At 64.9% G+C, this 12801-nt stretch carries 10 protein-coding genes and 1 tRNA gene; 4 read left to right on the top strand and 7 right to left on the bottom strand.

All coding sequences use genetic code 11. From position 1 onward, the window contains the following. Nucleotides 1-149 precede the first annotated feature (149 nt). Both FBZ93_RS00200 and FBZ93_RS00195 read left to right on the top strand, forming a co-directional pair. Nucleotides 150-398, top strand: coding sequence for a hypothetical protein (locus FBZ93_RS00200; RefSeq protein ID WP_146983982.1), 249 nt, complete (start codon nucleotides 150-152; stop codon nucleotides 396-398). 234 nt (nucleotides 399-632) lie between these two features. Further along, complete coding sequence (locus FBZ93_RS00195; protein WP_146983981.1) at nucleotides 633-872, top strand: hypothetical protein; 240 nt, start codon at nucleotides 633-635, stop codon at nucleotides 870-872. An 86-nt stretch (nucleotides 873-958) separates the two neighbouring features. Here FBZ93_RS00195 and FBZ93_RS00190 read toward each other — a convergent pair whose 3' ends face one another. The 4 genes from FBZ93_RS00190 to FBZ93_RS00175 form a co-directional block, all read right to left on the bottom strand. Next, the gene (locus FBZ93_RS00190; RefSeq protein WP_146983980.1) at nucleotides 959-1414 is read right to left on the bottom strand and encodes a hypothetical protein; all 456 of its coding nucleotides are present in this window, start codon (nucleotides 1412-1414) and stop codon (nucleotides 959-961) included. 426 nt (nucleotides 1415-1840) lie between these two features. Next, nucleotides 1841-1916: transfer RNA gene (locus FBZ93_RS00185), tRNA-Lys, on the bottom strand. A 177-nt stretch (nucleotides 1917-2093) separates the two neighbouring features. Continuing rightward, complete coding sequence (locus FBZ93_RS00180; RefSeq protein ID WP_146983979.1) at nucleotides 2094-4967, bottom strand: glycosyltransferase; 2874 nt, start codon at nucleotides 4965-4967, stop codon at nucleotides 2094-2096. A gap of 193 nt (nucleotides 4968-5160) precedes the next feature. After that, nucleotides 5161-5769 carry a beta-1-3, beta-1-6-glucan biosynthesis protein gene (locus FBZ93_RS00175; RefSeq protein WP_146983978.1) on the bottom strand — a complete coding sequence of 203 codons (609 nt, stop codon included), beginning with the start codon at nucleotides 5767-5769 and terminating at the stop codon, nucleotides 5161-5163. Between the two features lie 245 nt (nucleotides 5770-6014). Between FBZ93_RS00175 and FBZ93_RS00170 the strand changes: the two genes are divergently transcribed. Then, the gene (locus FBZ93_RS00170) at nucleotides 6015-7643 is read left to right on the top strand and encodes a beta-(1-6) glucans synthase (protein ID WP_146983977.1); all 1629 of its coding nucleotides are present in this window, start codon (nucleotides 6015-6017) and stop codon (nucleotides 7641-7643) included. Here the strand turns inward: FBZ93_RS00170 and FBZ93_RS00165 are convergent. Further along, a complete protein-coding gene (locus FBZ93_RS00165; protein WP_021081300.1) occupies nucleotides 7603-7983 on the bottom strand; it encodes a hypothetical protein in 381 nt (126 codons plus the stop codon). The two genes, FBZ93_RS00170 and FBZ93_RS00165, sit on opposite strands and share 41 nt — an antisense overlap. Nucleotides 7984-8080: 97 nt before the next feature. Beyond that, nucleotides 8081-9457 carry a hypothetical protein gene (locus tag FBZ93_RS00160; protein WP_146983976.1) on the bottom strand — a complete coding sequence of 459 codons (1377 nt, stop codon included), beginning with the start codon at nucleotides 9455-9457 and terminating at the stop codon, nucleotides 8081-8083. 210 nt (nucleotides 9458-9667) lie between these two features. On the opposite strand from FBZ93_RS00160, the gene glmU reads away from it, so the two are divergent. Beyond that, nucleotides 9668-11026 (top strand): bifunctional UDP-N-acetylglucosamine diphosphorylase/glucosamine-1-phosphate N-acetyltransferase GlmU, encoded by a 1359-nt coding sequence (gene glmU, locus FBZ93_RS00155; protein WP_146983975.1) that lies wholly within the window; start codon nucleotides 9668-9670, stop codon nucleotides 11024-11026. Between the two features lie 191 nt (nucleotides 11027-11217). Here the strand turns inward: glmU and FBZ93_RS00150 are convergent, their stop codons facing one another. Then, nucleotides 11218-12801, bottom strand: a complete 1584-nt coding sequence (locus FBZ93_RS00150) for a solute symporter family protein (RefSeq protein ID WP_146983974.1) — start codon at nucleotides 12799-12801, stop codon at nucleotides 11218-11220.

Below are 12801 nucleotides of genomic sequence, written 5' to 3'. Positions count from 1 at the left end.
AAACGGCTCTAACGGTTTTCCTCCGCGCGCCCCTGACGGTGGCGTCGAACTCGCCATGATGTTGAACAGGCGTTCACGAAAGTTCCGAACATGTTCCTGCAACATGCGCGGACGTCAGCCGTTAGCCCGGTACTGGAAAGGAGGATGTCATGACGAAGCTTGCTTACGCTCTTGCCGCAGCGGCGGCGCTCTCGATAGCGGCACCCACCATTGCCAGCGCGCAGGGTGTTGGCGTCTATATCGGCAGCAGCCCCGGCTATTACGGCTATCGATATGACGGCCCGCGCGTGTACCGGGATTACGATCACGGCTGGCACCACGGCTGGTACCATCATCGCGATTACTACCGCGACCGTGGCGTCGTCATCCGTGGTCGTGACTGGGACGACGACGACTAACGGGTGCCGGACGCATCTCGCACAATCAAAGGGGGCCTCGCTTCGGCGAGGCCTTTTTTGTCGGCACTGTCGGCGAGCCCCGAGAAGGGGTGCGCCGTCGCGCGGCAACGTTTCATTAACCCGACTCACGCAACGCTGATGTTGGGCCGTCTGGATGGGCCGCTAAGCAGAAGGCCGTCACGAGGTGCTCCGTGGCGGCCTCTTGCGTTCCGAGAGTGCTGAGGGAGACGACCGATGGATTACGGCGCCTTCACCGACGCCAGCCTGAAGATGATGTACGAAGCCGTCCGCGGCGCGCTCAAGGCCGACGATGAATTCGAGGTCAACGGCGAGGAGCCGAAATTCCGGGTCCGCTCGACGGCCGAGTGGAAGCGGCATGCCGGCAGTCTTGAAGCCGAGATGCTGAAGCGCGGGCTGCAGGTCGATATCATCGACTGGACCGGCGGGCAGGGCGAACTGCCGTTGTCATCGTGAACAACGTGAACTTCGATCGACGCTGATCTGGCCGCTGCGCCGGAGGCGGTGCTGAAGCACGCCCGATTGATTCCGCAGCTCTCAGGCTATCCCTTGGGAATCGGTTTCCCTCCCGGAGGACCTATTGGCTTGGGACCTGCCAGGGGCGGCGGGCTGATGGATGGAAACGGGATCTGGTCTGTTTCGTTGGTGGATTTTGCGGGTCGTGTCTTGGGACGAACCTCATCGTCCAATGACGGGCAAGTCTTCTCCCAGCCTGGACCATAGGCCGTGTCCAGAAAATCAACCTGGTCCGTCGCGAAGGTCTGCACGATCCGCTGTCTGCTGCAGGCGGAGACGATTGCGCTTCTTGGCTCCTTACCCAGGGGACCCGCCAGCGAATAGCGCAGCGTTACCGGTGCGCCGCAGCGATTGACGACAGTCCACGTCTGCAACGTGTCGTCCTTCGTTTTGATGGGGCCGGTGAGGCAGCTTTGTGCATTGGCCGTTGCGGCAAGCACACAAGGCGCGATCCAGACTGCGACGGCCCTGGCAAGTTTCATGTGCTGGCTCCTGGCACCGCATTTTGCAGGATCTCACGGAAATCAGGGGTTGGCGCGCTGTTCACGCACGGAGAACCACGGAAACAATCCGTGTGCGCATATTTGCTCGGATTGCCGGCCCTGTTGCGACGACGATACAGTGATACACGCGCAACAGTGCTAACCAGCCTGCATCTGAACCAGGATGGGGTTGTGTCGTGTCGGGATCTGATCATTGGAACGGTACGAATAGTCCTTACTCGCCTGCCCAAGCGCCGCAGCTGCGCGATGAGCAGCAGCAGTTCGACCACTATCACAAGTTCGACGACGCCATCTCGCGACCTGCGCAGAGTGGCTCGAGAACCGTCATCTGGGATCGCTACAACCCGCCGGTTCGCTGATCCGGCCAGCGGCCGGGTGGCTTGGCGCAAGCTGTCGGAATTTGTTTGGTGAGCGCGGAGGGACTCGAACCCTCGACCCCATGATTAAAAGTCACGTGCTCTACCGCCTGAGCTACGCGCTCACTCACCTGAACATCCGATCCGGACCGAGCGGTGAAACCGCTCCGGATCATGCTCCAGCCCGCGCTGTGTAGGGGGCAGGGCCCATCGGGTCAATAGCCGAGGGGCGGTCAATTGTGCACCGTTGGGGCGGATTTGCCATTCCGGTGCCTGTGTTTAGGGCCGTTTCTTGAAGTAGCTCAGTTGTCCCGGCCGATTTCCGAGCCGACCGGCTGCGACGGGGCGGTGACCGAGGGCAGGCTGACCGGGCGCAACCCGATCAGTTCCGCGGTGCGGATCGCGCTGTTGCGCCAGAATGCGAACTCGTTGATCCGCGAATTCTCCAGGATCGCGATGGAGACCGCCGCCAGGAATGGCAGGCTCTGCAACACCAGGACGCCGGCGAAGATGTAGATCTCGCGCACCTGCTTGTAGCCATTGGTGACGACCAGCACGATGGCGCCGATCAGGAGCAGCACGCCGATCACGGCTTCCCAGAACGCCTGGAATTCGATCGACATCCGCGACAGGCCGCCCTTCGAGGTGCGGGCGAAGGCGAGGTGCTCGGTGATCAGGCCCTGCGCCACCGCGCGCGACACCGTCCACTGCACGCTCATCGCCGCGATCATGGCGCCCAGCATCTGCCCGGCCTTGATGTTCACGCGCAGCCGGTAGAGCGCGACGAAATGCACCAGCGAGACGACGAAGGAGGCGATGATCGGCAAGGTCAGGATCTTGTCGGGGATCGCGATGTCGGCGAAGGCGACGATCGGGACCCAGATCAAATTGAGGATCGCAACCACCACGCCGAGGCTTTCCGCCCCGAGCCAGTTGAGCCAGCCGAGCGAGAATTCGCGGCGCTGATCGGGCGTCAGGCGGCTGGCGCCGGGCAGGAAGCGCCGCCAGTGCTTCTTGACGATCTGGAAGCCGCCATAGGCCCAGCGGTGGCGCTGCTTCTTGAACGCCTCGTAGGTGTCGGGCAGCAGGCCTTCGCCGTAGCGCACATTGGTGTAGTGCGTCAGCCAGCCCTGCTGCTGGATCGACAGGCCGAGATCGGTGTCCTCGCAGATCGTGTCAGAGGACCAGCCGCCGGCCTTGTCCATCGCCGCGCGGCGGATCAGGCACATCGTGCCGTGCACGATGATGGCATTGAACTCGTTGCGCTGGACCATGCCGATGTCGAAGAACCCGGCATATTCGCCGTTCATGATGTAGTGCATCAGCGAGCGGTCGCCGTCGCGATGCTCCTGCGGCGCCTGCACCAGGCCGACGCGCGGATCGGCGAAGGCCGGCACGAGATCCTTGAGCCAGTCCGGGTGCACGACATAGTCGGCATCGATGATGCCGATGATCTCGGCGTCCGCCGCGGTCCGCTCCATCGCGATCCGCAGCGCTCCGGCCTTGAAGCCCTGCACCTTCTCGGCGTTGATGAACTTGAAGCGCTCGCCGAGCTGCCGGCAATGATCCTGGATCGGCCGCCAGAAGTCGGGATCGGGCGTGTTGTTGATGATGCAGACGCACTCGAAGTTCGGATAGTCGAGCCGCGACACCGCATCGAGCGTCTGCTTCAGCATCTCGACCGGTTCGAAATAGGCCGGGATGTGGATCGAGACCTTGGGGAATTTGACGTCCTCGCCGATCGTGGCGGGCGCCAGCGGCTCGCTCCTTGCGATCAGCCGGCGCGGGCCGCGGCCGAACGCCACCGCCGCGATCTCCTCGATCCGCGCCATCGCGATCAGCACCAGCGGCACCAGCAGCACGAGGCCGAGGCTGAGCGCGAAGGCCGAACCCCAGACGAAATAATGCGTGGTCCAATATGAGAATACGGTCGCAACCCAGGCGCCGACGCCGTTGGCCGCGGCCGACAGCAGCAGCGCCTGCATCACGGTCGGCTGGTCCAGCCGCAGGATCGGCAGCGACATGAAGAGGCCGACTAGGACCGCGACCAGCGCGATCTTCCAGTAGTTCAGATCGGTGACCGGACCGGTCCAGGCGAACTTCGCCTCGCGGTCGGCATTGAGGATGCCCCAATAGGGACCGACGCCGCCTTCGAAGTACTTCCACGGCTGATCGATGGCTTCGACGATGTTGTAGTCCATGCCGATGGCTTCGGCGCGGGTCACGAAGTTGCGCAGCACCGTGGCTTGCTGGAACGCGCCCGGCTCGGCATTGCGAAGATTGTAGCCCTGGCTCGGCCAGCCGAATTCGGCGATCAGGATGCGCTTGCCGGGGAAGGAGTCGCGCAACAAATTGTAGCGGTCGACCGCCTGATCCACCGCCTGCTTGTCGGTGAAGTTTTCCCAGTACGGCAGCACGTGCGCGGCGACGAAGTCGGACGAATTGGCAAGCTGCGGGTGATCGCGCCAGATGTTCCAGATTTCACCGGTCGTGACGGGAACGTTGACGGACTTCTTGACCGTTTGGATCACCCTGATCAGTCGGTGCACGTTGTTCTCGGCGATCGCCCACTTTATCGCCTCGGCCCGCTTGTCCTCGGGCTGCGATTCGGCGTCGTGCAGCCGTGCGTCCTCCTCGCGCTGAATGCGCGGGGCGTCGTCGCGAAGGAAGCGAGCAAAATCCTCGCGATAGCGCTCTGCCTCGTCTGCGCTGGGATCGTCCTTTGGCAGCGGTCCGAGATTCTCAATCGGAACCTGCTCGCCGCGGAACACAGTTTCATTGCCGACGACGATGCCGATGACATTGCTGTTACGCTTTGCGAGACTGATCGCCTGCGATATCTCGCGACTATTGCGGTTGGCGTCCTTGTCGATCCAGGCGCCGACCGTGACCTTCATGCCGAACTCGGCGGCAACCTGCGGCACCAGTTCGTTGCCTTCCGTCGACGAATAGAGACGGACCGCCTTGGTCAGCGTCGAGAGCTTCCTGAGGTCGGTGCGCACCTTCTCGGTGTCGGCGCCAACATCAGCAACGGTGTGGCCCGACTCGAACGGAGCGTAGGACAGGCTCGGCAGCGTGCCACGGAAATCGGGCGCTGCCTGTTTCTCCTGGAAGAGACCCCACAGGGCGGCGTGAGCGGCGGTGACAAGCAACAGGACGGCGACGACGGCGCGCATCGCGGTTAAACCATACGGGGCCTGAGATTGAGGACTAAGCGAACCCGTCCCCTGGGTTCGACCAACATGGCGGCGGAGCGAAAGATATCTCCGCCATCCGATTTAACAACTGGTGTGCCGCGATGGCGTTTTAAGGGCGCAAGCCGTTCCAGCCGCGAAAAAATTCGCGACCGGCTCCGATCGCGCGACGCGGCTATTTCGACGCCGGCGCGGGTGTCGCCGACGGGGTCGGCGCAGGCGAGGGCGACGCTGCCGGCGCGGGCGCGGCATTGCCGGCCGTCGACGGCGCCGGGCTGGGTGCGGCGGCCGCCGCGGCCTGCGGCTGGGCGCCCGGATTGATCCAGCAGGCGTGGATGCGGCCGTCGAGGCTGCCGCGCACCTTGTCGTCGATCTGGGCGCCGAACCGGGTCAGGCAGCGGAACGCGGCCTGGACGTGGCCGCCGGGGCAGCCGAACCGGTCATAGAGGTCGAGGTGGCGGAAGGCGGTGTCGAGGTCGTCGTTCCACATCAGGCGGACCACACGGCGGCCGAGCCAGACGCATTCCGGATTGCCGGCCGGGCCGTTGATGGCCTGCTGGGCCTCGACGAATTCCTCGACCTTGCGCTGGTTGGCCTCCCGCGCGGCATTTGCATTGGCGTCGGCCTGTCCGGGCTGCTGTTTGGCCTGGTCCGGCGGATTCGGCGTGCCGCTCTGGGCGAACGCGCCACCGGCTCCGGTGAGGAGCGCAAGACTGGCCACAAGGCCGGTTACGACAAGGTGGCGCAAAGTGGTGTTCTTCAACTCAAGCAGCCGTCGACGCATGTATTCCCCGATAATGTTCCTGCCCCCGCGGGATCATCCTAACGGCTCGCGTGATGCCGTCCAAATAGGTCTCCAGTGCGGCGGAGACTCTGGCGGAGTCAGATGACTGGAATTTGGTATTTTGTCCAGCAAACTCACAACTTTATCGATCCGGCGCAAAACTGTCGCAGGACAACCATGGTAATGACCTAATCCTACACTTGGCAGACGGGCTGTGACCGGCTAATTCGACGGTCCCCCGGAGGATGGAACCGATTTCGCTTCGTACGCCGCTGGCGCTTCTCCTGATCTCGCTCGCCGTGATTGCATCCGTGTGGTGGTGGCTCGCCACGCCGATTACGCTCGCGCGTGCGCCGATCGATCCTGCCGCAAAGCTGCAGTGCGTGTCCTACACGCCGTTCCGCGGCGCCCAGACGCCGCTGGACCCCACCACGCAGATTCCGGTCGAGCAGATCGAGCAGGACCTTGCCGATCTCGCCAAGGTCACCGACTGCGTGCGCACCTATTCGATCGAGAACGGCCTCGACCAGGTCCCCGGCGTCGCGGCCAAGGTCGGGTTGAAGGTGATGCAGGGCATCTGGCTCAGCAGCAACCGTTTCAAGAACCTGCAGCAGATCGCGATCGCGGTGCGGCTCGCCAAGGAATATCCGGGTGTCGTCACCTCGCTGATCGTCGGCAACGAGGTGCTGCTGCGCGGCGAGATGACGGCTGCCGATCTTGCCGGCAACATCCGCGCGGTGAAGGCTTCGGCAGGCAATATCCCGGTCACCTATGCCGACGTCTGGGAATACTGGGTGAAGAACCGCGAGATCTATGACGCGGTCGATTTCATCACCATTCACATCCTGCCGTATTGGGAGGACATCCCGGTCAAGGCCAAATACGCCGCCGCGCATGTCGACGAGATCCGCAAGCGGATGGCGGTGACGTTCCCGGGCAAGGAGATCCTGATCGGCGAGACCGGCTGGCCGAGCCAGGGGCGGATGCGGGAGGGCGCATTGCCGTCGCGCACCAACCAGGCGCGGGTGGTGTCGGAGATCCTCGACCTCGCCAGGCGCGAGGGTTTTCGCGTCAACCTGATCGAGGCCTATGACCAGCCCTGGAAGCGCATGCTCGAGGGCACCGTCGGCGGCAATTGGGGCCTGTTCGATTCGGTCAAGCGACAGGTGAAGTATCCGCCCGGCGTTGCGATCACCAACTATCCGGATTGGAAGCTGCAGATGGCGGGCGGCATGGCGCTGTCGGTCGCCACCTTCCTGGTGGCCTGGCTGACGCTGCGCCGCCGGCCGTGGACGCCGCGGCCGTCGGCCTGGATCGCGGTCGGCATTTCGGCGACCACGGCAGGGACGCTGCTCGGGATCGCCGGCGACAAGATTTATTACGAGAGCTACGGCACCAGCGGCTTTCTGCATTGGGGCGTGCTGCTCGCGGCTGCGATCCTCGCGCCCTTGCTGACCGCGCATGCGCTGATCGCCGGACGCTCGCTGCCGACCTTCCTGGAACTGATCGGGCCGCGCGACTATCGCGGCAAGGGCGCGATCGGGGCGCTGCTGGCGATCGTGCTGGCCATCATCACCGTCATCGCCGCCGAGACCGCGCTCGGCTTCACCTTCGATCCGCGCTATCGCGACTTCCCGTATGCTTCGCTGACCATGGCCGTGGTGCCGTTCGCACTGCTGACCATGCTCAACCGCCCGAAGGAAGGCAGCCGGCCGCTCGCGGAATCCGTGTTCGCCGGCCTGCTCGCGATCGCCGCCCTCTACACGATCTACAACGAGGGCACGATCAACTGGCAGTCGGACTGGACCTGCGTGATGTACCTCTTGCTATCAGCTACGCTGTGGCGGGCGCGGGCCGCGCAAAACCCAGGATGAACAGCCCGATCGCAAGCCCAGACAACACGACGTTGTAGAGCACGATCCCGAGCCCGGCGGCGATCAGCCCGCCGGTGAGCAGCACGATCGAGGGTCGCATCAGGTTCAACAGTGCAATCACCAGCGCGGTGATTCCGAACACCGAGTTCTTGAACAGCACGGTCGAGAGCGCGCGGGCCTTGCAGAGCATGGTCTGCGTGCCGGCGTCGCAGGCCAGCGCGACGGGCGAGAACTCGATAGCCAGATAGCGCACGTAGAGCGCGTAGCCGACGGTGACGAAGCCCACGACCATCAGGAACTGGACCTGATAGGGGGAGAGGCGGAACGGAGGTTTTGTCATTGCGGCACTATGGTCGGGAACGGAGGCTGGGACAAGGCTCGGGGAGAAGCAGCGAAATCGGATGAGAACTTGGCCGCAATCGCTTCGCCGGGCATGATTATTGGCTGTTCCGCCGGAACATCGAGGAGATCGTCGCAGGCTCCGGCTTCTTTTCCTCGGCGGCCGGTTGCGGCGGAGCGATGGTGGTGCGCTTCGGCGCCAGCCGCCGGTGCGGTTGCGCCGGCCTGGCTCCGGCGGGCGGCTCGTTGACGGCCAACCGCTGGCCGTCATAGACCGCGGTCTCGCAGGTCCGCTGCACCAGGCTGAGGCCGGCGCAGATCCTGGCGGCGGTCCCGGCGTCGTTCAGCGGTCCGGCGACCAGGCGCAGCTGCATGCCGAGCCCGTTGCTGTTCTCCTTGATGACGATGATCGGCCGCAGCGCGGCCAGCGGCGCGTTGGCCTTCGACTTCAGCAAGCCGCGCCACAGCGCGCGTAGTCCATTGACCGAATTTGCGGTGCCGAGATCGACGCCGAATTCGGTGCGGTGGATCTGCGCCTTCGGCGCATCGTCTTCGGCGTCGGAGTCCGGATCCGGCGTGATCACCAGCGGAGGGATCGGCGCGGCGCTGACGTCGTTGGCGGTCGGCGGCTTGACCGCTTCGCTTGCTTTGCTCGCCGCGGGTTCGAGCGATGCCAGCATCGGCTTCTCGGCAGGCGGCTTGTCGGCGACCGGTACGGCCGTTTTCGCATCCTCGGCGCTGGCTGCGGCGGCCGCGGCGCTCATCGGACTGGCAACGGATGGGGTGTTGGGTGAAGCCGGCAGCGGATTGTCGGATGCCGACGGCTTCTCCGCAGCCTGTTGCCTGGTTGTGGCGGGTGACGGCTTCTTGTCGGCCACCGCGGGCTTTTCGGCCGCCGCTACCGGCTTCTCGATCGGTGCCGAGACCTTGCTGTCGGCGGATACAGGCACCTTCTCGGCCGCGACCGGCTTGTCCGATGCGGCAGGCGGCGTGGTTGCGACCGCGGCAACGGCGGGTGCCGCAGGCGCCGAATTGGCGGAGGCCGGCGGCGTGCCGGGCGCGACTGCCGATGTTGCTGGCGCCGGCACGAGTGCCGCAGGCTGCTTGCCGATCGTGCCGGTCACGGAGTCGAGCCCCTGTTCCAGCGTGGTCATACGCGAATAGAGCCGGTCGCGGTCGCCGTTCAGCGTATCGATTGCGGATGCGAGCCGGCGCGTCTCGTTATGGCTTTCCTTCGCGAGCGTCTGCAACTGCTGAGCCTGGCGCGCGATGTCTGATGCGGCGACCAGGTCGCGCCGCATTGTCAGCGCCGACTGGTTGGCCATCACGGCGATGGTGACGGCGCCGACCGCGGCCACGCCCCATGAGCCGAGCCGCCACAGCATGCGGCGATCGAAAGCATCCTCCTCGGCCAAAAAGCCGGAGGTGCTCTCGGTGTCGAATTCCGCCGCCAGATTGTCGCGATCTTTGGCCAAAGCCCGCTTGGCCCTCCTCAAGGCCCGCCGAATCACGAGGCAAAGATTAACAGGAAATGGACCCGGAACTTGAATCCGGAGGACCAAGAGGGCGAAACGGTTTCTTCTGCCGGGGAAAACAATTAAAGACGGCCTCCAAGAATGCTTTGAACGTAAGCTTTGTAGGCAAGCCTGGCGCAGCGAGCTGCGCGAGACATTGGGGATTTTCGAATGACTGCGCGAACGAGCCTGACAGTGGTGCTTGCGGCCGGCGAGGGCACGCGGATGCGCTCGTCGCTGCCGAAAGTGCTGCATCCCGTGGCCGGGCAGGCGCTGCTGGCGCACGTGCTCAACGCCGCCGCCTCCGGCGAGGGCTCGCAGCTGGCGGTCGTGATCGGCCCCGACCATGAGGCGGTCGCCGCCGAGGCCCGCCGGGTGCGGCCCGATGCGCAGACCTTCGTGCAGCGCGAGCGGCTCGGCACCGCGCATGCGGTGCTGGCGGCGCGCGAGGCGATCGCCGGCGGCGCCGACGACCTGCTGGTCGCGTTCGGCGACACGCCGCTGATCTCGGCCGAGACCTTTGCGCGCCTGCGTGCGCCGCTGCGCGACGGTGCGGCGCTTGCGGTGCTCGGCTTCCAGGCTGCCGACCCGACCGGCTACGGCCGGCTGGTGGTCGAGAACGGCAGACTGGTTGCGATCCGCGAGCAGGCCGACGCCAGCCCCGAAGAGCGCAAGATCACGCTGTGCAATGCCGGCGTGATGGCGTTCGACGGCAGGAAGGCGCTCGCGATCATCGAGAGGATCGGCAATGCCAACGCCAAGGGTGAATATTATCTGACCGATGCCGTCGGCATTGTCAGGGAATTGGGACTGGAGGCCGTCGTGATCGAAACAAGCGAAGACGAAGTGCGCGGCATCAACACCAAAGCGCAGCTCGCCGAGGCCGAGGCCGTGATGCAGGCGCGGCTGCGCAAGCAGGCGCTCGAGGCCGGCGTAACCTTGATCGCGCCGGACACCGTCCATCTCGCCGCCGACACCAAGTTCGGCAAGGACGTCACGATCGAGCCGTTCGTGGTGATCGGACCGGGCGTGTCGATCGACGACGGCGCCGTGATCCATTCGTTCTCGCACATCGTCGAGGCGAAGGTCGGCAAGAAGGTGTCGGTCGGTCCCTATGCGCGGCTGCGGCCGGGCACCTCGCTTGGCGACGGCGCGCGGATCGGCAATTTCGTCGAGACCAAGGCGGCCGTGCTCGAGGCCGGCGTCAAGGTCAACCATCTCTCCTATGTCGGCGACGCCCATGTCGGCGCCAATTCCAACCTCGGCGCCGGCACCATCACCTGCAACTATGACGGCTTCCTCAAGCACAAGACGCTGATCGGCGAGGGCGCCTTTGTCGGCACCAATTCGTCGCTGGTGGCGCCGGTCACGATCGGCAAGGGCGCCTATATCGGCTCGGGCTCCGTCATCACCAAGGACGTCCCCGACGACGCGATGTCCATTGAGCGCAGTGAACAATCGATCCGCGAAGGCGGCGCGGCACGCTACCGCGCGGCGAAGCTGAAAGAGAAAGCGGCGAAGGGGAAGTGACTCTTCTCCGCGCGTGATCGCGAGTCTGTCTCCACACCAAGACGTCGTCCTGCGAAAGCAGGGACCCATAACCACAGGGTCGTGTTGTTGGAGCAAGCTGCGGCCACAGCGCTGCAAACTAATTGGCGCTCGTGGTTATGGGTCCCGGCTCAAGGCCGGGACGACACCGAATGTTTTGCGCGTTCGGTGAATCAGGCCGCGCTCTTCGCCCGGGCGGGCTCGCTCGTGGTCGGCGGGACCGGTCCGAGCAGGATGCGCCGCTGCATCTCGTCGAAGGCGAGATTTGCGTTCTTCTCCCGCGTGACCAGCGACAGCAGGATCGCGACCGCAAAGGAGAGCGGCATGCTGATGATCGCCGGATTGCGCAGCGACACGAACCACCATTGGTGCTCGATCGCGGTGAGCGGCTTGCCGAGGATGTCGACCTGGATGGTCGGCGACAGATAGATCAGCACCAGCGAGCTCAGCGTGCCGACCAGGATGCTCGCGACCGCCGCGGGCGTCGTGAAGCGGCGCCAGGTGATCGAGAGCACGAGCGAGGGGAAGTTCGCGGCGCAGGCGATCGAGAACGCGAGGCCCGCCATGAAGGCGACGTTCTGGCCTTCGAACGCGATGCCAAGCATGATGGCGAAGATGGAAATCAGAACGGTTGCGATGCGCGCGACCTTGAGCTGTTCGGGCTCGGAAGCGGCGCCGTTCCGGATCACATTGGTCCAGACGTCGTGACAGAGCGTGGCGACGCCCGACAGCGTCAGCCCTGCGACGACGGCGAGCATGGTCGCGAACGCGACCGCGCAGATGAAGCCGAAGAACGCATTGCCGCCGACAGTGAGTGCGAGCAGCGGCGCGGCCATGTTGCCGCCACCTCCGGCCTTGGCCACGGCGTCGGCGCCGACCAGCACCATGGCGCCGAAGCCGATGATGAAGACCATGAGATGAAAGACGCCGATCAGGCCGGTGGCATAGAGGATCGACAGCCGCGCGGCCTTGGCATCCTTCACCGTATAGGCCCGCATCAGCACATGCGGCATCGCGGCGGTCCCGAACATCAGGCCGAGCCCGAGCGAGATAGCGTCCCATTGGCCCGAGACCACCTTCGATCCCGGCTGCAGGACCTTGGTGCCGTATTTCTCGGACGCCGCGGCGAACAGCTTCAGCGGGTTCATGTCGAAATGGGTCAACACCAGGAAGGCGAGCAGGATGCCGCCGCCCATCAGCAGCGCAGCCTTCACCACCTGCACCCAGGTCGTCGCCAACATGCCGCCGAACAGGACGTAGACCAGCATCACGCTGCCGACCACGACGACCGACCAGGTGTAGGGCAGGCCGAACAGCAGCTTGATCAGCGATCCCGTCGCGACCATCTGGGCGATCAGGTAGAACAGGATGACGGCCAGCGTTCCGACGGCGCCGGCGAGGCGCACCGGGCGCTGGCGCAGGCGATAGGCCACGACGTCGGCGAAGGTGAAGCGGCCGACGTTACGCAGGGGTTCGACGATCAGGAACAGAATGATCGGCCAGCCGACCAGCCACCCGATCGAATAGATCATGCCGTCGAAGCCGTTCGAGGTGACGATTCCTGCAATTCCGAGCAGGGCGGCGGCGCTCAGGAAATCCCCCGCAAGTGCCCAGCCGTTCTGCCACGGCGTGACCTGGCCGCCGGCGGCAAAGAAGTGCTCGGTGGTGCGCGTGCGCCGCGCGGCCCAATAGGTGATCCCCAGCGTCAACGCCATGAAGGCGAAGAAGAACCCGATCGAAAGCGTGCTGCTGCCCAT

The organism is Bradyrhizobium macuxiense (assembly GCF_007993935.1).
Taxonomy (GTDB): Bacteria; Pseudomonadota; Alphaproteobacteria; order Rhizobiales; family Xanthobacteraceae; genus Bradyrhizobium; species Bradyrhizobium macuxiense_A.
The sequence above is the reverse complement of the archived record's forward strand: the minus strand, read 5'-3'. Positions and strand labels throughout refer to the sequence as shown.

Coding starts and splice junctions, on each gene's coding strand:
- FBZ93_RS00200 (WP_146983982.1), top strand. CDS start 150: ATGACGAAGCTTGCTTACGCTCTTGCCGCAGCGGCGGCGCTCTCGATA.
- FBZ93_RS00195 (WP_146983981.1), top strand. CDS start 633: ATGGATTACGGCGCCTTCACCGACGCCAGCCTGAAGATGATGTACGAA.
- FBZ93_RS00190 (WP_146983980.1), bottom strand. CDS start 1,414: ATGAAACTTGCCAGGGCCGTCGCAGTCTGGATCGCGCCTTGTGTGCTT.
- FBZ93_RS00180 (WP_146983979.1), bottom strand. CDS start 4,967: ATGCGCGCCGTCGTCGCCGTCCTGTTGCTTGTCACCGCCGCTCACGCC.
- FBZ93_RS00175 (WP_146983978.1), bottom strand. CDS start 5,769: ATGCGTCGACGGCTGCTTGAGTTGAAGAACACCACTTTGCGCCACCTT.
- FBZ93_RS00170 (WP_146983977.1), top strand. CDS start 6,015: ATGGAACCGATTTCGCTTCGTACGCCGCTGGCGCTTCTCCTGATCTCG.
- FBZ93_RS00165 (WP_021081300.1), bottom strand. CDS start 7,983: ATGACAAAACCTCCGTTCCGCCTCTCCCCCTATCAGGTCCAGTTCCTG.
- glmU (WP_146983975.1), top strand. CDS start 9,668: ATGACTGCGCGAACGAGCCTGACAGTGGTGCTTGCGGCCGGCGAGGGC.
- FBZ93_RS00150 (WP_146983974.1), bottom strand. CDS start 12,801: ATGGGCAGCAGCACGCTTTCGATCGGGTTCTTCTTCGCCTTCATGGCG.